Source organism: Ancylobacter sp. GW821-FHT10E12 (assembly GCF_058809335.1).
In genome coordinates this window covers 1-23,787 of the sequence record NZ_JBXASN010000029.1, presented here as the reverse complement: position 1 = coordinate 23,787, position 23,787 = coordinate 1, and the positions used below count along the sequence as shown (strand labels likewise).

Genomic DNA, 23,787 nt, shown 5'->3' with positions numbered 1-23,787 from the left:
TTGCCGCACCCGGACGGACCGAGGAAGGAGAAGAACTCCCCGGCTTCGATGACGAGATTGGCGTCACGGACCGCAACGAAATCGCCAAACGTGACGTTGACGCCTTCAAGCTCGACGGCGGCAGCCATACGGCCTCCGGTATGTTTCAGCGGGGATTCGGACGGGCGCGGGCGGATCGAAATCCGCCCGAGCTATGGGACCGGAGCCGGCGAACCGGCCCCGGAACGGGCATAGGGACGGCGCGATCAGGCCGCCTTGAACTTCTCGGCATACTGGGTGCGCAGCTCGGCGTACCACGACGGCTCCGGCGGGCGGCTCCACAGCTTGGAGAGCGCGTCACCCGGATAGGCCTCGGAGAAGTTCTTCTTGGCGACCTCGGACAGGAACGCATCGGCGCCCTTCACCACCGGGTTGTAGCCCGAGCCGTCGGCGACCTGCGCGGAGACCTCCGGCGAGTGGATGTAGTTCAGCCACTCATAGGCCTGGTCGATGTTCTTGGCGCCCTTGGTGATCGCCCAGCCGTCGACCCAGGTGATGGCGCCTTCCTGCGGCGCCATATAGGTGACCGGCTTGCCCTGCTTCTTCAGCGACAGCGGCGGACCGTCCCAGGTCTGGCCGATGACGCAGCCATTCTCCATGAAGCCGGACTTGGTGTTATCAGACGAATCCCAGAACTGCTTGACCTGCGCCTTGTTGGCAACGGCGAAGGCGAGGATCGGATCGTAGATCTTCTTCATCGTCTCCTCGTCCTTGAACGCATCGAGCATGCGGTTGGACGGGAGCTTGCCGGTGGCGTCCATCCACAGGCCGATGCCGAGCAGCAGCGAGTGCGGGCGGCCCTGCATCTTGCCCTTGAACTCCGGCGCCCACAGCGTGCCGTAGCTGAGCTTGTCATAGGTCAGGCCGGGCGCGAGGTCGGTGCGCCAGGAGATCGCCTCCGAGCCCCAGCAATGCGGCACATGGTAGAGCTTGCCGTCCCAGGTCCACACGCTGGTGGAGGCCTCGAGCATCGAGGGCAGCAGGTTGTCGAGATGCAGCTTGTTGGTGTCGAACGGCGCGAGGACGTCGAGTTCCTTGAACTGCGGGGCGCGGTCGCGGGTGGGCTCGCACAGGTCGAAACCCTCGCCGGCGGTGGCCTGCAGCTTGTTGATCTGCTCCTCGTTCTGCGAGAACGGGGTGGTCTTCACCTTGATGCCGGTCTTCTTCTCGAAGTTCGGGATCACCGGGTTCGGCAGTTCGTCGTCCCAGTTGAGCAGGCTCAGCTCGCCGGAGGAGGAGAAGGCGTCCTTCACCAGCCACGGGCCGGAGGCAGCCACCGCACCGGCACCGAGCGCGCCCTTGAGCAGCACGCGACGCGTGAAGGTGCGCGCCGCCAGAAGGGTTTCGTTTGACGAGTTTCGAGCGTCGGTCTTCTTCGTCACGTCCATGTCCTCGCTATGGGCCGCCCTCCCTGGGCGGAACGGGTCCCCAGAACGGAGCACGAAGCGTGCCAGACAAGGGACCGGCGAGGATTGCACGGAAATCGCCGACGTTTTCCGATGAGACGTCCGGCCGATCATTCGGCGATGATGCCGATTTCAGCAGCGGCGCGGCGTTGCATGCACGCGAATTGGGCGCGAATTGAACGATTGCGAAATAACACAGCTTTCGGACGCCATCGAAACGCAACACATTGAACGTTCGTTCACTACCTTCAGCCGGCGGCGATGAGACCCGCGGCAAGCCGGTGCAGATCGTCGCGATGGCCGGTGCGGCCGGCGGGGCTGTCGGGATTGGAGGTCATGGCGATGGTAATGCCGGGCTCGGGAGCGACATAGAGCATCTGCCCGCCATAGCCCCAGGCATAGGCGACGTCGGCGCCGCCCAGCGTGCGGCGGAACCAGCCATAGCCGTAGCCGTCGCCGGTGAAGCGGGACTGGGTGCGCACCTGCCACGACCGCTCGATCCACGCCGCGGATATGACACGCCGCCCATCGGCGCCGGTGCCGCCACGCCGGTAGATCTCGCCGAAGGCCAGCAGCGACGACGGGCGCATCGCCATCTGGTTGCCGCCGAAATAGATGCCCTGCGGGTCGCGGTCCCATGACGTGATGGCGAAGCCCTCCACCGGGCCGAGCCAGTCGCGCGCCAGCGCCAGCGTCGAGCGGCCGGTCTTTCGCGTCAGGATCGCCGAGAGCAGATGCGTCGAGCCGGTGGAATACAGCATCTGCCCGCCCGGCTCGTCGGCGAAACCGCCGGCCAAAGCAGCGCGGACCCAGTTGCGGGACGAGATCCAGCGCCCGTAATTCGGCCCGGAGGTGCGTGCCAGCCCCGCCTGCATAGAGAGCAGATGGCCGATGGTGATCTCGCCGAGCCGCGGGTCGCCATCCTCCGGCAGGTCGGCCTCCAGCAGCGGGGCGATCTTCTGGTCGGGGCCGGCGAGCACGCCCCTGTCGATGGCAATGCCCACGAGGCACGACATCACCGATTTCGAGGCGGACTTGATGTTGGCGGGCGCGTCGAGCCGGGCGCCATTATAGGCGCGGGCGGCGACGGTGGCGCCGTCTCGGGCGACGATGACCGTACGGAGCGGCGTGAGGCGAGCGGCTTCGTCGAGCAGGGTCGGGAAGGTGGAGGGAGCATCCTGGGCCCGCGCCGGGCGCGGAGCGAGGAGCAGCAGCGGAGCGGCGAGAAGCGTGCGGCGTTTCATGCCGCATAGATTAGGGCCCGTCGGAAATCCCGTCAGTCACGATCCGGCGAAGGTATCGCGAAACGACCCGCCGCAGCCCTTATCCACCCCCGCCCAGCACCAGATCGTCCCGGTGCACCATCGCGCTCCGCCCCTCGAACCCGGTGATGGCGGCGATCTCGTCGGACGAGCGCCCGCGAATCCGCTCGGCATGGTCGTGGTCATAGGCCACCAGCCCGCGCCCCACCTCGGCGCCGTCCGGGCCGCGCAGCAGCACCGCGTCGCCGCGGGTGAACTCGCCTTCCACCAGCTTCACCCCCGCCGGCAGCAGCGAGGAGCCGCGGCGCAGCGCCGCCACCGCGCCGGCATCGAGATGCAGCGTGCCGCGCGGCTCCAGCGAGCCGGCGATCCAACGTTTCCGCGAGGCGACGGGATTGGCGGGGGCGAGAAACCAGGTGCAGCGCGCGCCCTGCTCGATGGCGCGCAACGGGTTCTTCACCTTGCCGGAGCCGATCACCATGTGGGCGCCGGCGGTGGTGGCGATCTTGCCGGCCTCGATCTTGGTCTTCATGCCACCGCGCGACAGTTCCGAGCCGGCCGCCCCCGCCATGCCCTCGATCTCGGCGGTGATGCGCGGCACCACCGGGATCAGCGCCGCATCGGGGTCGTCATTGGGCGGGGCGGTATAGAGCCCGTCAATGTCGGAGAGCAGCACCAGCAGGTCGGCGCTGGCCATGCCGGCGACGCGGGCGGCGAGCCGGTCATTGTCGCCATAGCGAATCTCCGACGTGGCGACGGTGTCGTTCTCGTTGATCACCGGCACCGCCTTCAGCTCCAGCAGCTTGGAGATGGTGGAGCGGGCATTGAGATAGCGCCGGCGCTCCTCGGTGTCGCCGAGCGTGAGCAGGATCTGCCCGGCGGTGACGCCCTCATGCGCCAGCGCTTCCGACCAGGTGCGGGCGAGCGCGATCTGGCCGACGGCCGCCGCCGCCTGGCTCTCCTCCAGCTTCAGCGGCCGCTTCGGCATCTTCAGGAGGTTGCGGCCGAGCGCGATGGCGCCGGAGGAGACGACGAGCACCTCCTTGCCTTCGCGGTGCAGCGCCGCCACGTCCTCGGCCAGCGCCGCCAGCCAGGCATGGCGCAGCTGCCCGCGGCCTGAATCGACCAGCAGCGCCGAGCCGACCTTCACCACGATGCGGCGGAAGGAGGAAATCTGCGGAATGACAAGGCCGGCCGCATCGGTTGCGGCGGCGGTCGAGGGAGAAGACGTCGAACGAGGGGCGGTCGAGCGAGGGGGCATGGCAGCTATCGCGGTCAGGAGGCGAGATGGCGAGGCTTATAGGCCGAAGCGCGCCCGCCGTCTTGCGACCCGCAGGTGCCTTATCGGCCGGGTGTGGCGCGGAGCGTCACGGTCGCCACGCTTCCTGCACCTCGGCCGCCTGCTCTTCCACGCGGCCCTCGTCGATGACATAGGCGAGCGCCCGCAAGGCGGCGCGCACCCCCTCCCCCGACTGGGCGGAGAGCACCAGCGGCTTCTTGCGGGCGGCACGCTGCAGGCGGGCGAGCTGTTCCTTCAGCCGTTCGGGGTCGAGCGCGTCGGCCTTGGAAAGCGCCACGATCTCCGGCTTGTCCTCCAGCCCGGCGCCATAGGCCTCCAACTCGTGCCGCACCATCTTGTAGGTCTTGCCGGCATGCTCGCTGGTGCCGTCGACGAGGTGCAGGAGCACCCGGCACCGCTCGATATGGGCGAGGAAGCGATCGCCGATGCCGACGCCCTCATGCGCGCCCTCGATGAGGCCGGGAATGTCGGCGAGCACGAATTCGCGCCCGTCGACCCGCACGACGCCGAGGCCGGGATGCAGCGTGGTGAAGGGATAGTCGGCGATCTTCGGCTTGGCCGCGGTGGTGGCGGCGAGGAAGGTCGACTTGCCGGCATTGGGCAGGCCGACGAGGCCGGCATCGGCGATGAGCTTCAGCCGCAGGAAGATCCACTTCTCCTGGCCCTCCAGGCCCGGATTGGCGCGGCGCGGGGCCTGGTTGGTCGAGGTCTGGAAATGCGCGTTGCCGAAGCCGCCATTGCCACCTTTCAGCAGCCGCACCTTCTGGCCGACATGGGTGAGGTCGGCCAGCAGCGTCTCGCCATCCTCGTCCAGCACCTCGGTGCCGGCCGGCACCTTCAGCACCGCGTCGTCGCCCTTGCCGCCGGCGCGGTTCTTGCCCATGCCGTAGCCGCCCTTCTTGGCCTTGAAGTGCTGCTGGAAGCGGTAGTCGATCAGCGTGTTGAGCCCGTCGACGCATTCGACCCACACGTCGCCGCCGCGTCCGCCGTCGCCGCCGTCGGGGCCGCCGAACTCGATGAATTTCTCGCGGCGGAACGACAGGCAGCCGGCCCCGCCGTCGCCGGAGCGGACATAGATCTTGGCCTGGTCGAGGAATTTCATCGCAGATCAGCTCGATTGGAAAAAAGTCTCCCCACGCCCGGCGAAAGCCGCCGGCGCGGGGAGACCGTCATCATAGCAAATCGCCGGCGGAATGCCGCGCGTTCAATGCTTTATTTGCAAGGGCTTCATCTGCACATGCCGCGTGGGGCTGGCGGTCGCCCCCCACGCACGCAGCGAGGCCCACAGGCGCCTTTCGAGGCGGAACCGGTCGACGGGGACCGAGGCACCGATCGCGCGCACCCGCGTGAGCCCGACACCCGTCCACTGGAAACCGCACTTCTCAAGCACCCGCCGCGACGACGGATTGACCACCCGCGCCGCCGCCGTCAGCGCCTGCAGGCCGCGATCCTCGAAGGCGTGGTCGATCAGCGCCCGCGCCGCCTCGGTGGCATAGCCGCGATCCCAATAGGGTTCGCCCAGCCAGTAGCCGATCTCCGGCACCACCTCGTCGCGCGGCGCGAAGCCGCACATGCCGATCGGGATCGGCGGGCCGAGCGGGTTGGAGCCGTCATTCTTCATGAACACCGCGAAGGTCGCGCATTCCGGCCCGCCCGGCAGGTTGGCGACGAAGGACGCCGCATCCGCCATGCCGTAGGGATGCGGGATGCTCGACGTCATCTCGGCTATGCGCCGGTTGTCGGCGAGTTCGGCAATCCAGGCCATGTCCTCGATTCGCGGGGCGCGCAGAAACAGGCGTCCGGTTTCGAGGACGGGGGTACTGCTCTCGGCAAGGGCCGACCCGAGGGTCGCTTCGACGATGGTCATGACGAGCTCCTGGTGCGTGGAACGACGAAGGGGAGGCGGTCTTCTCGCCTCCCCTTCGGGCACCCGGAGCGTCTGATCGGCGCTTCCAGAAATCCTACCGGTCGGGCGAGACCGGTGGGATTTCAGGAAATCTCACCGGCTTTATTCGGCGGCCTCGGCGGCCGGAATCACGGATACATAGGTTCGATCGTTGGCTTTTGTGCGGAACTCGACGCGGCCTTCGGTAAGCGCGAACAGGGTGTGATCCTTGCCCATGCCGACATTGGTGCCGGGATGCCACTTGGTGCCGCGCTGGCGCACGATGATGTTGCCGGCGTCGACCGCCTGGTTGCCGAACTTCTTCACGCCGAGACGGCGGCCGGCCGAATCGCGGCCGTTGCGGGAGGAACCGCCTGCTTTTTTATGAGCCATGTTGCTCTCCTAATCCTGCTTGCGGTCTCAGGCGCCGATAATCGACGTGATGCGAACGACGGTGAAGTCCTGCCGGTGGCCGATCTTGCGGCGCGAATTCTGCCGGCGGCGCTTCTTGAACGCAATGACCTTGTCGCCGCGGGTCTGCTTGACCACTTCGGCGGTGACGGAAGCACCTTCGACCAGCGGAGCGCCGACTTTCGGGGCATCGCCGCCGAGCATCAGCACCGGGAAGGTGACGGTGGCACCGGCTTCGGCTTCGATCTTGCCGAGGGTGACGACCTCATCGGCGGCAACGCGATACTGCTTGCCACCCGTCTTGATGACCGCGAACATGTTATGTCCTTTCGTTCGAGCCCGATCTCCCCGCCGAGGCGTGGGACCGGCTTCTTTCGGTCGGCTTCAGGGACGGCGCGAAACCCTTTTCCGCGCCAAGCCGGCCTCATAAGGGCTGAACCGGCGCAAGTCAAGGATTTCGGCGTTTGCGGGCGCGCCTCCCGACGCCCCCGGCCCGCGGCAGGCGCGACGTGTCGCGGCAGCCCCCGTCGGTCCGATGGATGTCGGACTATTTCCGGTTTCACCGCGCGGTCCGCACCATGTCGTCCCGTCCCGGCCGTCTCTATCGCCGGCACTGTCCGGGATGGCCGGCAGCGGCGTGAGCTGGAGCCGACACCGGGACAAGGCCGAGCGTCGGGCACGTCCCGACGAATGCATATGCCACCTCGGCGCCGGCGCGCCGATCGCCTGATGCGGACTGAACCTTCCCCATCCTGCCGCGTTGTCTCCGAGCGAGCGGCCGGCCATTGCCGGCGGCGCGAAAACAGCGAGGACGACATGGACAGAAATCGGATCACCGGCGCTGCGCGCAGTGTGGCGAGCGAAGTCGGAGGCCGGCTGCGCAGCGTCGCGGGCGGGGCAAGTCGTCAGTCTGCCGCCCAGATCGACGCGATGTATGACGATGCCGTCGCCATCGGCGAGCGCGCCCGCGGCCAGGCGGCTCACATCGCCGACGACGCACTCGAGCTTGGCCGCGAGGCCTATGGTCGTGGCATGCGCCAATTGACCCGCCAGGCCCGCAGCCACCCGGTAGCGCTGATTCTGGCCGCCGGTGTGGCCGGCGCGGCACTGGCGTGGCTGATCACCTCGTCCTCGCAGCGCTGAGAGCCAAGGCTCGCGACAAATAAGGCGGCTGCGCGTACGGGTCTTGTGCGCGACCGAGAGCTCGGCTATTGAGCCTGCGCTCCACGACGCGGCGGCATCGCCGCGTCCCGTGCGCGGAGAGGTGCCGGAGTGGTCGATCGGGACGGTCTCGAAAACCGTTGTGCGTGCAAGCGTACCGTGGGTTCGAATCCCACCCTCTCCGCCAATATCCAGTCTACGGAAGCCCATCGAGAGCTACGGCAGACACCAAAACCCAAACATATCAAAGCCTCTTCGTCTACAGTGGTTGACCGGAGTGCGTCGGAGCGCGCTACAATCTAAGCTACCACGGTAGGGCCCAAGTTAGGGCCGGGGATTTGGGATGGCGCGGGCCCTAGATCGGCTATCGGCAAGGTTCGTCGCGACGTGCTCCAAACCGGGTCGGCACGCCGACGGTGGCGGCTTGTTCCTTAGCGTCTCGGCTGACGGGAGCCGAAAGCGCTGGGTCTTTTTCTTCAAACGGAACGGCAAGCAACGCGAGATGGGCCTCGGCGCAGCGTCCGCTGTCTCGCTGGCGGAGGCTCGGCGCAAAGCCGACGCGGCGCGCCGTCTCCTCGCCGACGGCATTGACCCGCTGGATGCCAAGCGCGCCGCCGAGAAGCCCTCAACAGTGCCGACATTCGGCGATGCCGCCGACGCCCATATTGCGGCGATGGCGCCGGCCTGGCGGAATAGCAAGAGCATTGCTCAATGGAGGATGACGCTTTCCCGGGTCCGGGACGATGACGGGAAGCTGACCGAAGACGGATATTGCCTCACCCTGCGCGGCAAGCGCGTCGATGAGGTAGACACCGCAGCAGTGCTCGCCGTGCTTACGCCGATCTGGGCCGAGAAACCGGAAACGGCCTCACGGCTGCGCGGGCGGATCGAGGCCGTGCTCGACGCTGCCGCGGCGGCCGGCCACCGGACCGGCCCAAATCCGGCAAGGTGGAAGGGGCATTTGGCGTTCACGTTGCCGAAGGCCAAGAAGCTGGCCCGCGGCCATCACCCGGCAATGCCCTATGTCGACGTGCCGGCGTTCGTGCCGAAGCTCCGGCTGGTGCGCGGTATGGGCGCGCTGGCGCTGGAGTTCCTTATCCTCACCGCTGCCCGCTCTGGCGAGGTTCGAGAGGCCCGTTGGCGCGAGATCGACCTTGCGGCCAAGCTGTGGACGGTCCCCGCCGAACGCATGAAGGTCGGGCGCCTCCATCGCGTCCCGCTCACCGGCAGGGCGATAGAGATCCTGCACATCGTCGCGCAGCTCCGGCCAGCCGGTGACGACGGCGAGGCGCTGGTGTTTCCATCCTCCAAGCGCTCCCGTCCACTGTCCGACATGACGCTTTCGGCCGTGCTGAGACGGCACGCCGATGGCGAGTTCACCCCGCACGGATTCCGATCTGCTTTTCGCGATTGGGCCGGCGACGCCACCGCCTTCGCCCGCGAAGTCGCCGAAGCGGCGCTCGCGCATCAGTCAGGTGACGCGGTGGAGCGCGCCTACCGGCGCGGTGACGCGTTGGAGAAGCGCCGGGAGCTGATGTCGGCGTGGGAGAAGTTCGTCATCTCGCCGACGGCGAAGGGATCAGCAGCGCAATCGGAACAAGAAGCGGCGACCGGCTCATAGCGCCAGCCAAGGGGGACCAATCAATGCCGAAATCTGGCTGGAACGTGCTGGGCGATGAAGATGGCGAACCGCCGAATGCGCCACTGCCGCCGGTAGATGCGAGATGGCAAACCCTCACTGCCATGGAGGCCATCGCCGTAGCTGTTCAGCGCGGCACGTCGGTCGAAAAGGCGAAAGCCGACATCATCCGTGCAATGCAGGAGCCAGCACGCAAGGTAGACGGGCTTTTTGTTGGTCTGTGCCTGCAGTTCCACGGCGCCAGCGTCATAGCGCGTGAATGGCGTGCGGACCCACAGGTGGATTTTGAAGACTCAACGCTGATAGCGCGCGCTATCCGACCCGGCCCGCACGAAACACCCTATCGTATGCCTGTGGTCTTCAAGATCACGCGGGAAGGCGTCGATTGGCTATGGCCGGTGCAGAAGGGCGCCGAGGCAACGCCCGCGGCGGTGAAGCGCGGCGCCAAGCAGCGTTACGAGTGGCAGGACTTCGACGCCGAAGTGGAGCGAAAGCTCGCAGACGAAGGAGGCATAGCGCCCGGCGTGGATCCAGGGCGTGACGGGTTCAAGCAGGCCGATCTAGAACGCCACATGGCCTCATGGTGCGAGAATGGATGGGGCAGGGCACCTGCAGAAAGCTCGATAAGGGACCGCATCAAGGGCCTGCTGGTGCGAGGCCGATAATTCAGGCCGATAATTAGGCCGACAATTCCAGTCCAATTATCGGCTATTTCGGCCGACAACCGCAGCCGCAATTCTGCATCGTCCGCTCACGATCTACCCGCGTCCACGTGGGAGAACACGGAGAGCGACGATGACCACGCACAGCAACATCGCCCCATCGCCCGGCCAGCGCGACGATCGTTCCGGTCTTCTGCCGGCCGCCCGTTTCGAGGCTCCGGCCGCCTTTGACGTATCCGACGCGGCCCGTGTGATGGCGGTAAGCCGCGCCACCGTCTTTAACGAGATCAACGCGGGGCGGCTGGAGGCCCGCAAAGTTGGCCGGAAGACTATCGTTACCCGCGCGGCGATCGAGGGGTGGCTCGCCAATCTACCCATGCGCTCGGTTCGCAAATCGGCGGCGGCGTGAGGGCGGTCGCTATGATCTCCCCCGCCACCACCGCCGAGTTTCCGATCGAAATCGCTACGGTTCGCAAGTCGGCACGCGAGAGCATCGCTGTGAGGATCTGCGAATACGAAGGCCGCCCATATGTCGATATGCGCACCGTCGACATCGCCAGCAACTCCAAGCCGCAGTTCACAAAAAAGGGCGTCACCCTGCGCCCGAGCCTGCTCGGCGAGTTGATCGCGGCGCTTCAGGATGCGCAGCGGGAAGCCGAAGCGCGCGGCCTGATGGCGGAGCGCTCGCGATGACGGCGCGCCTTGCGATCCCACTTTTGGTTTGCTCGATCGGCGGCACGACCGTGCGGTGGTTCGAACGCCCCGATGGCGACGACTGGCCCATGGCCGCGCTTGGCGACGTGCTCCGGCTGACCGGGTTCGAGCACGCCACTCAGATCCAAATGGCGGCGAATATGGCGTCGGAAGCGGTCGACATCATCACCGCCGAGGGTCCGGTTCGGGTCGTGCCCGACTGGTGCTCTATCGGCACTCTTGATGCGGCCATCAGTTTTGGTCGCCTCCATCCATCGACGCGCGACGCGTTCCGACAAGGTCAACGCCTCGCCTTGGCGGTGTTGCTCGCGGAGATCGAGCCGGCGGCCTGGCCGGACTGGTTCGCGCGAGCCGATGCGCGGCTGTCGTCCAGCGAGACGGAGGCGGCGCGATGATGCCCGACCTCGCCGACCTTTCGGACGAGATGCGCCGGGCGCTGGCGATGGCCGCGCTCGACCGGCGCCCGCCCGACCCGGAGTTGTCGTGGCTGCCGCTGCCGATGCCGAGCCGGGACGATCTGGCGCTGTTGCGGGCCCACGGCGCGACAGAATGGTCGCTGCGCGAGGTGAAGTCGTGGCCGTGCGTTTTCTCGCCGGGCGGTTTCTTCCGCTTGGCGCGCCAGCCCGACGAAGGCGAGCCGGCGTTCGTGACGTTAATCCGGGACGACCAGGAGGCTGGGCTCGACCTGGCGGCATGGCCCGTCCGCGACCCTCGTCGTATCGCCCGACGCGACGGCGCCGGCGCGCTGCTCGGCGAGCATATGGTGGGAAATCCGGCTTCCTACGCGAACGGCCGGGCACTCCGCGTCTTCCGCGACGCCATTGGCTGGCTCCGACACGATCGGCAGGGCCTTGTCATCATCGATCCGGTCGGAGCCTCGCTGCGGCTCGCCGATGCGCCGGCCATCATGGCGGAGGATGCCGAGCATGCCCGCGAACTCGGCGAGCTGCTGGCGCCGCACGTCGCCGCCGTGAACATCTTCGCGCCGACCTTCGAACCGAGGGCAGCCTGATGGACGCGCCATCTCGCCCGGTCAGCCTCGATGAAATCCGGAGGCGGGATGCTTCAGCAGCCGAGGCCGCCGCACGCTGGCCGGCTGACGGCGGGCTTGCGGAGGAGCGGGAGGCGGTGCGGGCCCCTGCTGCGCGTCCGTCGCTTCGCCTCATCGACCCGCGCAGCTGGGCGGGCCAGTCGATTCCGGAACGTAAATGGATTGTGCCGGAGCTGGTGCCGCTTCGCAATGTGACGCTGCTCAGCGGCGACGGCGCCCTCGGCAAGACCCTGCTGATGCTGCAGCTCATGGCCTCGGTGTCGCGCAACGCGCGCTGGATCGGTGCCGATATCGAGCCTGGCCGGTCCTTCGGCTTCTTCTGCGAGGACGACACCGACGAGTTGCAGCGCCGGTGGAATGACATCGGCGCGCATATGCAATGCGGGCTCGCCGAGATGGAGGGCGTGACGCTGGTGAGCCGGGCGGAGGAGGAGGACAACGCGCTGATGACCTTCAACCGCGTCACGGACAAGGGCGAGCCGACGCCGCTGTTCCGGGCGGTCGAAGAGGCAGTGCTCGCCAGCGGTGCCCGGCTCGCGGTGTTCGATAGCGTCCATAACATTTTCGCCGGCAATGAGAATTCTCGGCCGCAGGTGCAGCAATTCGTCAGCATGTTCCGCGGGCTGGCGGTGCGGATGGACGGCGCTGTGATCCTCGCTGGGCATCCGTCGCAATCCGGCCTTGCCTCCGGCTCCGGCACCTCCGGCTCGACTGCTTGGAACAATGCGGTGCGTTCGCGCCTCTATCTCGCCCGCCCCGAGCGGGCAGATGATGAGGGCGAGGCCGACCGCGACGTGCGCGTGCTCTCCTCCAAGAAGTCGAATTATGGCCCCGGCGGCAACGAACTGCTGCTGCGCTGGCAGAATGGCGTGTTCGTCCGCGAGCTTCCCGAATCGCCCCTGTCCAAGAATGCGCGCGCGGACGCTGCCGATGCGGCGTTTCTGGCGTGCATCGACATGGCACTGGCGCAGGGCCGCCCTGCCAGCGACGCACCTCAATCCCCCCGCTACGCCCCGCGCTTCTTCCGGTCGCTGCCCCCGGCGCACGGCGTCCGCGAGAAGGAGCTGAAGGCCGCCATGGAGCGCCTGTTCGCGGCCGGCGCGATCACCATCGGCAAGGTGAAGGGGCCGGATCGGCACGACGTGAAGGCCATCGTGCGGGGGGCGAAATGAGCGCGGGAAGTTGCGGGAAGTTGCTCGCTAAGTCTTTGAAATCATTGCGGGCGGGATGTCGCGGAAACTGCGGGAAGTTGCTCGCTAAGTCTTTGATATTGTTGCGGGCAGTCTGCGGGCGGGAAGTCGCTATATATCTAAAGATATATACACAACCCCCACTGTGTGGGCGGGGGATGTGTCCTGATAGATATCAGGATGCCACTTCCCGCTGCCGGCTGTCCGCTCTCCAACCATGTGGGAGCCCGTCATGAGTGAGCACCGGAACGACATCGCCGCGCCGAAAGGACGCCGCCCGCCGGCAAAACGGCCGCGTATCTCGCGCAAGATGCATCAGGCGCTTGAGGCGTACATCACCGGCGCCGCAAAGACGCAGGTCGAAGCAGCAGCAAAGGCTGGCATCAGTTCTGAACACTTCTGCCGGGCATTGAAGACTGATCATATCCGGGCACTTGTCGCGCAGCGGTCCGGCGAAATGTTTTCTGCGCTGCTTCCGAAAGCGGTTCGCGCGCTCGATCTGGTGCTCGACGGCGACAACCGGGCAGCCCAGTTGCAGGGGGCGCTCGCCGTGCTCCGACAGTTTGGCATCGTGTCGCCCGATGCGGCAGCAGTGTCCGTCACCCTTCAGGCTCCGGGGTATGTGATCGACCTCTCCGGCGGCGACGGCAGCAAGGCGCGCGTGATCGAGGGCGAGCTGGTGCGGCCGGATGGCGATCAGCAGCAGGATGATGATGGAGGCGAGCAATGAGCGCGCCCGTCGCTCCGATCCGGGAGCCGCTGCCCGCCCGTCGCTTCAGCGAGACGGTCGTGCTGCCGAGCGGCTACACCGCAACCGTCGGCTACTACGACGACGGCCGGCCGGGGGAGGTCTTCATCGACGGCCCGAAAGCTGGCAGCGACGCGCAGACGGCGGCGAAGGATGCGGCCGTGGTGCTGTCGATCGCCTTGCAGCACGGCGTCCCGATGGAGGCGCTGCGTGGTGCGGTATCGCGCGATTCGTCGGGCGGGCCGCAGGGCGTCGTTGGCCTGGTGCTCGACGCGCTGGCCGGGGTGGCGCGATGATGGCCGGCACGTCAGGCCGCAGCCGACATCTCCGTCCGGATGCGCTGGACCGTACCGGTGCCGACGCCGAGCCGGCGGGCGATCTTCTGCATGCCTTCGTCGCCGGCCGCCAGCGCCTCGCGGATCGCCCGTTCCGTCTTCCCGTCCGTCTTCGGCCTGCCGAGCACCTTCCCCTGAGCGCGGGCTCGCGCCAGCCCGGCCTTGGTCCGGTCGCGGATCATGCTCCGCTCGAATTCCGCGAACACGCCGAGCATCTGGAACAGCGCCTTGCCGGCCGGCGTCGTGGTGTCGATACCCTGCTGCTGCAGGAACAGGTCGACTTTCATCGCGTGCAATTCGGCGAGGAAGCCAACCAGATCCTGCAGCGATCGGCCGAGGCGGTCGACCGACCACGACATGACGACATCGAAGCGCCGGCGAGCCGCGTCCTTGCACAGTTTGTCGAAGGCGGGCCGCTTATCACGTCCCTTCGCTCCGCTGATGCCCTTGTCCGCGTAGACTTCGACGATCTCCCAGCCAGCCCGTGCCGCGACCTCGCGCAGCTCGCGCTCCTGATTCTCGACGGTCTGTTCGTCCGTGCTGACGCGGACATAGATCGCGGCCTTGCGCATGGTGAAGCCCTCCCGGTTGACCGCAGGACCATAGCGAAGCCACGTACAGAATACGACTGTTTTTTGTACAGGCGCGAGTGCCTTCACAAACCGTTGCAGTCGCTCGGTCGAGAGGCGCCATTTGACGCAACGTTTTCTGTACAGCCTCGCCTGTGCGTTGGGGCGCGCGCGAGGCCCGGCGCAAGGTGGGCCATCTTCACCGCGGTTGGCAGCCGCAGCGCGATCTCCAACACCGAACTTCGTGTCGGCCCGGCGATCGTCACCGATCATCCGCCCGCGCTGGATCTGCCAGCCGGGCCGACACGAGGCACCATGATGACCGACCCGACCGACAAGCACCCCGCCCCACACGTCGCAGCCGATGCCATCGACGGTTGGGACCAGATCGTCGCCGCGCTGCCGGGCTTCGGCCTGCGCGCTGCCGCCGCCGCGCTGCTCACCTCCGCAGACGACAGCGCCAACCCGTCCATGACGCGCGCCATCGCCTTCGGGCTCGACCGGCTGTCCGGTGCGGTGACCCCACCCCCGGGGGTCCTACCAATAGGCGGCGGGTCGGAAGGGACCGGGGGGTTAAAATCGGCGCCGCCGATGTCGTCCGGGCCTCTGCCTCGCGACAATCCCGATTTTATCCCGAACCATCGGGATACCATCTCGGCTGATGCTCCGGCCCTCGATCTGGTCGAGAGCCTGGCGATCATTGCGGCACACCGCCGGCGTATTGCCGATCACAGCGGCCCCAGCTTCGACCCCGTGATCGGCCTGCGGGCGGCTCTCGATCTGCTGGAACACGATGCGCCGCGCGAGCATGTCGCTGCGTTCATCCGCGATTTCGTCCGTGGTCACGCCGAGCGCCAGGATGCGGAGCGTCTCGTGGCTTTGCGGCCGGAGGGGAGCGCACACTGATGGAAACCGTGTTTCTGGCCATTGGTACTGCCCTTTCGGCTGGCGGCCAGATCATGGCCGCACAGGAGCAGTCGAACGCCGCCCGTTACGAACAGCAGCAGCTACAGCGACAAGAGCAGGTTCAGCGCACGGCCGCGGCGCAAGAGGAGGCCCGACGCCGCGAGGAACTGACCAGCCAGCTAGGGTCCATGCAGGCGATCCGCGCCGGGCGCGGCGTTGGCATGTCGTCGCCCACGGGTATGGCGATCCTGACCAGCGTGTCGGAGGACGGCACACGCGACGCGCAGCAGGCGAGCCTCAATCACCTGATGGCGGCCGATTCGTCGCGCATGTCCGCATCGATGGCGGGGCGGAAGGCCAAGTACACGCTTCTCGGTGGTTACATGGGCGCCGGTGCGACGCTCGCCGAAGGCGGATACACTTACATGCGGGGGGTCTGATATGGCCGGCACCGGACTTCCCATTCCTCAAAGCGGCGTTCTCGCTCAGTCGCCCGGCGTCGTGGACGGCGATCGGTTCTCCTCCGCCTCAGCATGGATGCAGGTAGCCCGCGCCGGCGAGCGGCTGGCCGATATCGGCGAGCGTGAACAGCACCTCATCCTGGCGGGCAAGCTGGCGGAGGCGGAGAGCGACGCCATCCGCAAGAAGGCGGATCTGCAAACCCAGTTTCCGTTCGACCCGGCCGGATTTCAAGCGGCATGGAAGGGCTACACCGATGGCCGCATGAGCGAGATGTCGCCCGGCATGGTGCCGCATATGCGCCGGCTACTCGCTGGTCAGGGCGACAGTGCCTATGCCGGGATCCTGAACCAGACGGCGGCCCGCAACCGCGGCCTGGCCGACGACAATCTCGTCGCACGTCAGAAGCAGGCGGAAGATGATGTCGTTGCGGTGGCCGCCACCGATGGCATGGGATCGCCGAAATTCGCTGCCGCAATGGCGGCCTATGACGGCGTGACCCAATCCCGCATCGACGGCGGGATGGTGGCGCCGGACGCGGTGAAGTTGCAGCGGGAAAACCTGTTCGGCCGCGCGACCGGCGAGGCGATCGTCATCGCGGCGGACAAAGCCTACGAACAGAAAGGCTTCGAGGGTGCGCTGAAGGAGACGCAGGACACGCTGGTCAAGAGCGGCCTGCGTCCGGCCGAACAGCGCAAATTCCTCGACGTCGCCGAGGCTTCGCTGCGGTCGAAGGAAGTCTGGCGGCGCGAGAGCGTGAAAGACGTGCTCGAGGTCGCCAAGCCGGTCCTGGCGATGTTGGACCGCGGCGTCGCCGGTCTCGATGACGAGGCGCGTTCCGTGATCGATCGGTTGCGCGACCTAAAGGCGCCGCTGGAAGCCTTGCGGGTCGAGCGGCAGCTTCAGATTAATCAGGGTTATCTTCTCGGCGTCGCCCGCGCCGGCCGCGTGGGCCAGGCGCCGATGCCGGCTCCGAACGTCGATCAGGCCAAGACCTTCCTGCGCACGCGACTGGCGGGCGGTCAGGCGCCGGCGGCGGTGGACGGCATGTCACCGAACCTCTCGACCCGGCTGGCGGGCCTGATGCAGGCCGCGCCGCCCGAAATCGCGGCAAAGCTGGGCGTCTATTCGGGCTATCGCACGACCGAACGCCAGCAGCAGCTGTGGGACGCCGAGGTGGCGAAGCGCGGCTCGGAGGCGGCGGCGCGGCAGTGGGTCGCCCCGCCCGGCCGCTCGAACCATAACCACGGCGACGCGGCGGACCTTTCGTTCGATGGCCAGAGCCTCGCCAAGGCGCCGAAGGAGGTGGTGGACTGGGTGCACGCCAACGCCGCCGCCTATGGGCTGAAATTCCCGCTCGGCAATGAGAACTGGCACGTCGAGGTCGCGGAGACGCGCGGCGGCGGGCTGAGCGCGAACGTCGGCACCAAGATCGTTGGGGCGGAATCGGCCTTCGACCCGAATGCGAAGAACCCGCTGTCGTCGGCGGAGGGCGGCGGGCAGTTCATCGATTCGACGTGGCTGGCTACGGTCCAGAAGTACCGCCCCGACATTGCCAAGGGCAAGACGCCGGAGCAGGTGCTGGCGCTGCGGCGCGATCCGGCATTGTCGCTGGAGATGACCAACGCCTACGCGAAGGAGAACGCGCAGTACCTGACCAATGCCGGTGTGCCGGTGCGGGATGGGACGGTGTATCTCGCGCATTTCGCCGGGCCGGCGGGCGGGGTGCAGATCTACAAGGCAGACCCGTCGACGCCGATCGAGCGGGTGCTGCCGCCGGACAAGATCGCGGCGAACCCGTTCCTGCGCGGGATGACCGCCGGCGATGTGGTGGCATGGGCCGACAACACGATGGGCGGTGCTGCGGGTGGAAGCGCGGACCCTGTGGCCAACATGGATCCGGCCGTCCTGCAGGGGTACATGCGCGGCCAGCAGGAACTCTTCGACCGCATTTTCCCGGACATGGAACGGTCTGCCGATTTCTGGGGCATGACCTCGGACAATGTCGACACCATCGAGCGGATGTGGACGTTCCTGACGCCGGCGCAGCGTGAGCAAGCTGAGACCTCGATGCGCACCGGCGCGCTGGCAGCCACCTTCCGTGAATGGACGCCCGAAGCGCGGGAAGCACTCATCGCAGGATGGAACGCGCGGGCGGCCAACGGCGACAGCGCCGCCCGCACGATGCTGCGCGAAGTCGAGCCCGGTCGGAAGAAGCTGGCCGATCTCGAAGAAAACGACCCGATCGCGCGCGGCCAGGTTGGCGGCTGGGGCCGCGGCCCGGCACTGATCAACTGGTCGGCGCCGCCGGAGCAGTTGGTCGGCGATCTTCGCGCCCGCGCGCAGGACAGCGCCGTCTATGCCAGCCGGCTCGGCCGCACCGCAGTGCCGGGCCTGTCGCTCGGCGAGGCGGCGAGCCTGGCCGGCGTGCTGCGCACCGGCGACGCCAACACGATGGCGCGCACCTTGGGCGCGCTCGGCGCCGTGCTACCGCAGCAGAGTTTCGCGCTCACCATGGCGATGCCGCAGGTGAAGGAAGCGGTGGACGGGCTGACCCGCTCCAGCGATCCCTCGAAAATGACCGCGGTGTTCGGCGCGCTCGATCGGATGCAGTCGTCCGACCCGGTCGGGTTCGGCCGCGCCTTCGCCGGCGATGTCGAGAAGCGGCTCGCGCTTTGGCAAAGCTGGTTGGCGTACAAGTCGCCCGCGGAATTGGCGGAAGCGGTGAAGGCGGAAGCCGACCCGCTCAAAGCCAAGGCCCGCGCAGAGCAGCGCAAGCAGGCCGAGACCATCTCCGAGAAGTTCTCCGATGGCCAGATCCTCGGCATGCTCGATCCAAGCTGGCTCCCCTTCGATCAGCCCGCGGCACCGACCAACCCCGATGCCATGGCGCGGCTGCGGGTCGAGGCCCGGTTGTTGTTCGGCGACGCGTTCTCGGTGACCGGCGACGAATCCGCCGCCAGCACGATGGCCGGCAAGATGCTGAGCAAGGTGTGGGGTGCCTCGGAGTTCGCCGGCGGCACGCTGATGCGCCGACCGCCGGAGAAATATTACCCCACCATCGACGGCTCGCACGACTGGATGGCCGGCCAGTGGAACGAGTTTGTAAAGGGGCGCCCTCCCGGCGAAGCGTCAGCGTACCAACTGGTGGCCGCCCGCGAGACCGATAGCGACGCGAGCAGCGGTAAGCCGCCCCGCTACGAGGTGGTCTATCAGCGGCCGGACGGCGCGTGGGATGTCCTGCGCGAGGCCGATGGCAAGCGCGTCGGCTTCCAATTCGACGAAGCTCGCGCCGAGGCCGCGCAATGGTCGCAGGCGCCCGGCTTCTTCGGCCGGATCCAGCAGAATCTCGGCGCAGACTGGGGCAACGGCCAGCCTAAGGTCAACGCCCTCACGGGAGAGCAATGATGCCGGTCGTGGCGATGGATGATGACGCTGCTCCCCTGGCGCTGCGCCTGCCGACCGGCACCGGCCCGGATCCAGTGCGCCCGGAGCCGAGCGTCGGCGACACCTTCGCGGCGGCCTTCCGGCTGGACAATGACGTCGTCAACGTCGCTCGCTGGCTGCAGGACCGCGATGCCTATGCGCCGGACCCGAGCTATGATCTGCGTGCCGATATTGAAGGTACAAAATACGGCCGCGATTATCGCAACGACTTCCTCGGCTCGCGCAGCAAGGCGGAATCGGATGCCATCCGCGCCCGCATCGACGAGCGCGAGCGCGACCTCGGCACCATGGCGGCGAGCGGCTGGGTGGGGACTCTGGCCGGAATGTCCGCCGGTTTCCTGTCGCCGACGACACTGATCCCTGGCGCGCAGATCGTGAAGGGCGTGCGCATCGGCTCGACGATCGCCCGCTCGGCGCTGATGGCGAGCGCCGCGGGTGCGGCGGCGACGGCGGTGCAGGAAGGCGTGCTTCAGGCGCTGCAGCCGGGCCGCAGCTGGGCAGAGAGCACCGCCAACATCGCCGGCACGGCGGTGCTCGGCGGCATCCTCGGCGGTGCGGTCGGCGCCTATGTGCATCGTGCCGACTTCGAGCGGTTCGGTCGCGACATTGAGCACGGCACCATCACCATCCACACCATCGATCGCGCGGCCGGCGACGATGCCTTCGTGGCCGAGCGCGACAGTTCGATCGGCGCGGCGCGGGCGCAGACCGGCGACAACGCCCTGAAGGGTGCGCTCGGCGTCGAGAAGGCGGTCAGCTTTCAGGATCCGCTGCTCCGCCTGCAGACCAGCGACTATATCGAGAGCCGGCGGGCGATCGAGATGCTGGCCGAGACACCGCTGACGCTGGAGAAGAACGCCTCCGGCATCGCCACGGCGCCGGGTGGCTCGGTCGAGACCCGCGTGAAGATGTCCTACGGCAATCTGGCGCGCGGCCTGCAGGATGTCGATGATCTCTATTCGCAGTACCGCTTCGGGCGGCCGCGGCAGACGTTTGACATCGCCCGCGCCGAGATCGCTCGGCTGACCGGCCGCTCCGAGGGCGAGCTGACGTACAGCGAGTTCAAGGCGGAAATCGCCAAGGCCATGCGACGTGGCGACCGGCACGAGATTCCGCAAGTGGCCGCCGCCGCCCAGGCGATGCGCGCGAAGGTGTTCGATCCCGGCCGACTGGCGGCGATCGAGGTCGGCGCGCTCGATGCCGATGTTGGCGTCGAAACGGCGGAGAGCTACCTGCACCGCCTGCCGGATCGGGAGAAGGTCCGCGCCGAGCGGCCGGCGGTGCAGCAGGTCATCACCGACTATCTCCGTGCCGACCAGGTGGCAAAGGCGGCAACGCAGGAGCGGCTCGGCGGGCTGCTCGCCGAGCGGCGGGCTGTGGAGGATTCCGGCAAGAAGCTACAGGCGCAGCTCGAGCGTCTCGATGTGTCCGGCACCAAGCTCTCGGCGCGGCTCGACGAGCGGGCGATGGAGGTGCGGCGTGCCACGGACCGCAGCGACCTGCTCGCCGATCGCCAGGAGCTGATCTCTGAGGCCATCGCCGACGATGAGACTTTCATCCGCGAGATGCGCGACGTGGCCGCCGATTCGACCACGCGCGAGATGATCGACGCGATGGAGCGTGAACTTGCCGATCTGCGGCGCGCCGACCGTCCGCCGACCGAGGCACAGCTTCGGCAGGCGGAAGCAGAGGAGATCAAAGGCATCCTGTCGGGCGACAACCGGGCGGCGGCGGAGATCGTGGTGGGCCGGCGCAAGCCGTACAAGGCGCCGTCGTTCCTGTCGTGGATCGTGCGTGGCGGCGGCATCGCGGACGAAGGCGGCGACGTGCTGGCCTCGCTGGGCGGCGAGGTCCGCACGCGACCCGGCCTGATCAGCGAGCGCGGGCTGGACGCCGACGATTGGGGCGAGCGCATCATGGAGGCGTCGCGCGGGCGACTGACCGAGCGGCCGGACCCCAATGACGTGCTGAACTGGATAGATGACGCCCTGCGCGGCAAGGAGCCCGACTGGTGGGTCGACACCCGCGTCGACGTGAAGAAGCAGCAGGTGACGGACCTCGCCAATGCCTGGGACGAGGTATTCACCCGCGCCGGCATCCAGCCCAGGAACGTGTCCGACGTGGCGAAGGTGCTGCGCGACGAACGGATCGCCTCCGGTGCCGACCTTGTGACGCTGGACGACCTCGACCGCATTGCCGGCGAACTGGCGGCGGTCGGTGAGGATGTGCCGGTCGCGGCGCGCCGGGCCGGTGTCGAGGGCGAGATTGCAGTGAAGCAGGAGGCGCTGGCGCAGGTGCGGCAGTCCATCGCCGATGCGCGGGCGGCGCGCGAGCAGAAGCAGCGGCGGCTCGGCACGGCAAGCGCGCGAGGATCGGAGGCGGACATCGCCGCCCGTGCCAATGTCGGCCGCCTAGGCCTGCTGGAGCAGCGGCTCGGCGAGATGGAGGATCGGCGCACCCTGATCGAAGGGCTGCTCGCCAATGTCGACAAGCGCCAGGCCGAGCTCCGTGGCAAGATCGAAACCGAGGCCGCCGGCTGGAAGGGCGACTCCACGCGCGAGTTCCGCTCCGAGCTGCGCGCCCGCGAGAAAGCGGCAAAGGCGGTCGGTCCGGACGCGCCGCTGGCGAAGGGGTCTGATGACGTGCTCGAGCGCGCCCTCCGCGCCATGGTGTCGTCGCGCAAGGACATGAGCGATGACGAGTTGCTGGGGCAGGCGTCTCAAATCGTGGATCATTGGCTCGGCACGCCGGCGGGACGGCTCCCCTACGAGATCGGCGGTGGCCGCTCCGGCACCCCAAAGGCAGAAGACGTCCGTGGCCCTCTCGCCCGGCGCTCGTTCGCCATTCCGGACGCCCTGATCGAGCCATGGTTGGAAAACGACATCGAGGTCCTGGCCCGCGCTTACACCCGCACCCTGGCGCCGGACGTGGCGATCCTCCGGAATTTCGGCGACCTCGACATGACCGAGGCCAAGCGCAAGATCGTCGATGAGCGCGACCGTAAGCTCGCCGCGGCTACGACGCCGAAGGACCGGCTGGCGATCCAGAACTCCGCCGATCGGGATCTTAAGACCCTCGATGCCGTGCGCGATCGCATCCGCGGGGTCTATGCGCTGCCGTCGAACCCCGATGGGCTGCTGGTGCGCGCCGGCCGCATCGCCCGCAACTTAAACTACCTGCGCCTCATGGGCGGCGTGACGATCGCGTCGATCCCCGATCTCGGCCGGCCCGTGATGGAGTACGGCGTGGCTCGCACCTTCCGCGACGGCTGGATTCCGTTCATTGCCGGCTTCAAGGACGTCCGCCCGATTGCCCGGCGCGAGGCGCAGCTGGCCGGCACCGCGATCGACATGGCGCTCGACAGCCGCGCGCTGTCGATCGCCGATCTCATGGATGATTTTGGCCGCACCTCGAAGTTCGAGCGCGCCATTCATGGCATGTCGTCGAACTTCGGTATGGTCAGCCTGATGGCGCCATGGACCGACGCCATGCAGCAAGTGACGTCGCTGATCGCGATGAACGGCATGCTGCGCGCCTCAGAGGCCGCCTCGCTCGGCACGGCGACGGCGCGCGAGATCGAGAAGCTCGCCGCTTCCGGCATCGATCAGCCGATGGCGAGGCGCATCTGGTCGGAGTTCTCCCGCGAGGGCGGCGGCGACACCGTGCGCGAGCTGCGGCTGCCGAACACCGAAGCGTGGGCCGACCGCGGCGCCATCGAGGCGTTCCGCGGCGCGCTGGTGCGCGAGGTCGACCGCGTCATCATCAAGCCCGGCCAGGACAAGCCGCTTTGGATGAGCACCGAGCTCGGCAAGCTGGTCGGACAGTTCAAAGGCTTCGCGGTCGCCTCCACTCAGCGCATCCTGCTCGCTGGGCTGCAGCAGCGCGACGCCCATGCACTGAGCGGACTCATCATGATGGTGGGGTTGGGCGCCGCCAGCTACGGCATCCGGTCAGCCATGTATGGCCGCGACGTGTCGGACGATCCGGTCACCTGGGCAATCGAAGGCATTGATCGCTCCGGCGCCCTCGGCTGGCTGATGGAAGCGAACAACATCTCGGAGCGGCTGTCGCGCGGCCATGTCGGGCTGTCGGCGCTCACCGGCGAGTATGCCTCCCGATATCAATCGCGAAATATCTACGGCGTGCTGGGCGGACCGACGGCGGATCTGGCCGGCGACGTGGCGCAGATCTCCGGCGCCGTCGCGGCGGGCGACCTGCGTGCCACCGATCTGCACCTCGCGCGGCGGATGGCGCCGTACAACAACGTGTTTTGGTTGAGCACGGTGCTGGATCAAGCGGAGCATGGTCTCGCCGGCGCCTTCGGATTGCCGGGGCGCCGATGACCCGTCTGGATTGGACCCGCGGACGCCGGAGCGGCGGCTGGTCGATCGAGCGCAGTCCTTACTGCCCATTCACGCCGAGCGAGCTGCTGTGCGGCCGAACGCAGCACGCGCCACCGAAGCCCACCGCGCTGCCTGGCGTTGGACCGATGACGCTGGCGCGGCTGGTCGCGCACGGCATCAACTGGCTTTCCGTGTGGTGCCCGGCTTGCCGTCGGCCGGAGCATCGGGACGTCGCCGCGTTGTCCGCGGAGGTGCTGGGA

Annotated in this window: 23 protein-coding genes and 1 tRNA gene; 16 read left to right on the top strand and 8 right to left on the bottom strand. The window is 67.7% G+C overall.

Annotated features, from left to right (window positions below; all coding sequences use genetic code 11):
• Positions 1-245 precede the first annotated feature (245 nt).
• From AC1RU4_RS25580 to rplU, 7 genes are all read right to left on the bottom strand, one after another.
• Entirely contained in the window at positions 246-1,421 is a 1,176-nt protein-coding gene (locus AC1RU4_RS25580) for an extracellular solute-binding protein (protein WP_492894586.1), read from the bottom strand.
• 272 nt (positions 1,422-1,693) lie between these two features.
• A complete protein-coding gene (locus AC1RU4_RS25575) occupies positions 1,694-2,689 on the bottom strand; it encodes a serine hydrolase domain-containing protein (RefSeq protein WP_492894584.1) in 996 nt (331 codons plus the stop codon).
• A 79-nt stretch (positions 2,690-2,768) separates the two neighbouring features.
• Positions 2,769-3,968, bottom strand: coding sequence for a glutamate 5-kinase (gene proB, locus AC1RU4_RS25570; RefSeq protein ID WP_492894583.1), 1,200 nt, complete (start codon positions 3,966-3,968; stop codon positions 2,769-2,771).
• 106 nt (positions 3,969-4,074) lie between these two features.
• Positions 4,075-5,109: a GTPase ObgE gene (gene obgE / locus AC1RU4_RS25565; RefSeq protein WP_492894581.1), complete on the bottom strand. Its 1,035-nt coding sequence runs from the start codon at positions 5,107-5,109 to the stop codon at positions 4,075-4,077.
• A 102-nt stretch (positions 5,110-5,211) separates the two neighbouring features.
• Positions 5,212-5,874, bottom strand: a complete 663-nt coding sequence (locus tag AC1RU4_RS25560) for a GNAT family N-acetyltransferase (protein WP_492894579.1) — start codon at positions 5,872-5,874, stop codon at positions 5,212-5,214.
• A gap of 141 nt (positions 5,875-6,015) precedes the next feature.
• Positions 6,016-6,285, bottom strand: coding sequence for a 50S ribosomal protein L27 (rpmA, locus tag AC1RU4_RS25555; protein WP_492894577.1), 270 nt, complete (start codon positions 6,283-6,285; stop codon positions 6,016-6,018).
• Positions 6,286-6,312: 27 nt separating this feature from the next.
• Complete coding sequence (gene rplU, locus AC1RU4_RS25550; RefSeq protein ID WP_492894575.1) at positions 6,313-6,621, bottom strand: 50S ribosomal protein L21; 309 nt, start codon at positions 6,619-6,621, stop codon at positions 6,313-6,315.
• Between the two features lie 498 nt (positions 6,622-7,119).
• Here rplU and AC1RU4_RS25545 point away from each other — a divergent pair, with 498 nt between their 5' ends.
• The 11 genes from AC1RU4_RS25545 (at position 7,120) to AC1RU4_RS25495 (ending at position 13,764) form a co-directional block, all read left to right on the top strand.
• The gene (locus AC1RU4_RS25545; RefSeq protein WP_492894573.1) at positions 7,120-7,446 is read left to right on the top strand and encodes a hypothetical protein; all 327 of its coding nucleotides are present in this window, start codon (positions 7,120-7,122) and stop codon (positions 7,444-7,446) included.
• 115 nt (positions 7,447-7,561) lie between these two features.
• Positions 7,562-7,651 (top strand) — tRNA-Ser (locus AC1RU4_RS25540).
• Positions 7,652-7,807: 156 nt separating this feature from the next.
• Positions 7,808-9,085: a tyrosine-type recombinase/integrase gene (locus AC1RU4_RS25535; protein ID WP_492894571.1), complete on the top strand. Its 1,278-nt coding sequence runs from the start codon at positions 7,808-7,810 to the stop codon at positions 9,083-9,085.
• 23 nt (positions 9,086-9,108) lie between these two features.
• Positions 9,109-9,768, top strand: a complete 660-nt coding sequence (locus AC1RU4_RS25530) for a hypothetical protein (protein ID WP_492894569.1) — start codon at positions 9,109-9,111, stop codon at positions 9,766-9,768.
• A gap of 130 nt (positions 9,769-9,898) precedes the next feature.
• The gene (locus tag AC1RU4_RS25525; RefSeq protein ID WP_492894567.1) at positions 9,899-10,174 is read left to right on the top strand and encodes a helix-turn-helix domain-containing protein; all 276 of its coding nucleotides are present in this window, start codon (positions 9,899-9,901) and stop codon (positions 10,172-10,174) included.
• An 11-nt stretch (positions 10,175-10,185) separates the two neighbouring features.
• Positions 10,186-10,458, top strand: a complete 273-nt coding sequence (locus AC1RU4_RS25520) for a PC4/YdbC family ssDNA-binding protein (protein WP_492894565.1) — start codon at positions 10,186-10,188, stop codon at positions 10,456-10,458.
• A complete protein-coding gene (locus AC1RU4_RS25515; RefSeq protein WP_492894563.1) occupies positions 10,455-10,874 on the top strand; it encodes a hypothetical protein in 420 nt (139 codons plus the stop codon). Before AC1RU4_RS25520 ends, AC1RU4_RS25515 begins: the two co-directional genes overlap by 4 nt.
• On the top strand, positions 10,871-11,491 hold the full coding sequence (locus AC1RU4_RS25510; RefSeq protein ID WP_492894561.1) for a hypothetical protein: 621 nt from the start codon (positions 10,871-10,873) through the stop codon (positions 11,489-11,491). Before AC1RU4_RS25515 ends, AC1RU4_RS25510 begins: the two co-directional genes overlap by 4 nt.
• Positions 11,492-11,607: 116 nt before the next feature.
• Entirely contained in the window at positions 11,608-12,702 is a 1,095-nt protein-coding gene (locus AC1RU4_RS25505; RefSeq protein WP_492894559.1) for an AAA family ATPase, read from the top strand.
• 250 nt (positions 12,703-12,952) lie between these two features.
• Positions 12,953-13,450 carry a hypothetical protein gene (locus tag AC1RU4_RS25500; protein ID WP_492894557.1) on the top strand — a complete coding sequence of 166 codons (498 nt, stop codon included), beginning with the start codon at positions 12,953-12,955 and terminating at the stop codon, positions 13,448-13,450.
• Positions 13,447-13,764: a TSCPD domain-containing protein gene (locus tag AC1RU4_RS25495; protein WP_492894555.1), complete on the top strand. Its 318-nt coding sequence runs from the start codon at positions 13,447-13,449 to the stop codon at positions 13,762-13,764. Before AC1RU4_RS25500 ends, AC1RU4_RS25495 begins: the two co-directional genes overlap by 4 nt.
• A gap of 11 nt (positions 13,765-13,775) precedes the next feature.
• Here the strand turns inward: AC1RU4_RS25495 and AC1RU4_RS25490 are convergent, their stop codons facing one another.
• Complete coding sequence (locus AC1RU4_RS25490; RefSeq protein WP_492894553.1) at positions 13,776-14,645, bottom strand: recombinase family protein; 870 nt, start codon at positions 14,643-14,645, stop codon at positions 13,776-13,778.
• A 45-nt stretch (positions 14,646-14,690) separates the two neighbouring features.
• Between AC1RU4_RS25490 and AC1RU4_RS25485 the strand changes: the two genes are divergently transcribed.
• The 5 genes from AC1RU4_RS25485 to AC1RU4_RS25465 all read left to right on the top strand — a co-directional run.
• A complete protein-coding gene (locus AC1RU4_RS25485) occupies positions 14,691-15,278 on the top strand; it encodes a hypothetical protein (RefSeq protein WP_492894551.1) in 588 nt (195 codons plus the stop codon).
• Positions 15,278-15,718, top strand: coding sequence for a hypothetical protein (locus tag AC1RU4_RS25480; RefSeq protein WP_492894549.1), 441 nt, complete (start codon positions 15,278-15,280; stop codon positions 15,716-15,718). The genes AC1RU4_RS25485 and AC1RU4_RS25480 overlap by 1 nt, the downstream gene beginning before the upstream one ends.
• A 1-nt stretch (position 15,719) precedes the next feature.
• Complete coding sequence (locus tag AC1RU4_RS25475) at positions 15,720-19,145, top strand: M15 family metallopeptidase (RefSeq protein WP_492894547.1); 3,426 nt, start codon at positions 15,720-15,722, stop codon at positions 19,143-19,145.
• Positions 19,145-23,527, top strand: a complete 4,383-nt coding sequence (locus AC1RU4_RS25470; protein ID WP_492894545.1) for a coiled-coil domain-containing protein — start codon at positions 19,145-19,147, stop codon at positions 23,525-23,527. The genes AC1RU4_RS25475 and AC1RU4_RS25470 overlap by 1 nt, the downstream gene beginning before the upstream one ends.
• The coding region (locus tag AC1RU4_RS25465; RefSeq protein ID WP_492894543.1) for a hypothetical protein at positions 23,524-23,787 on the top strand (264 nt) is incomplete at its 3' end. The genes AC1RU4_RS25470 and AC1RU4_RS25465, both read left to right, overlap by 4 nt.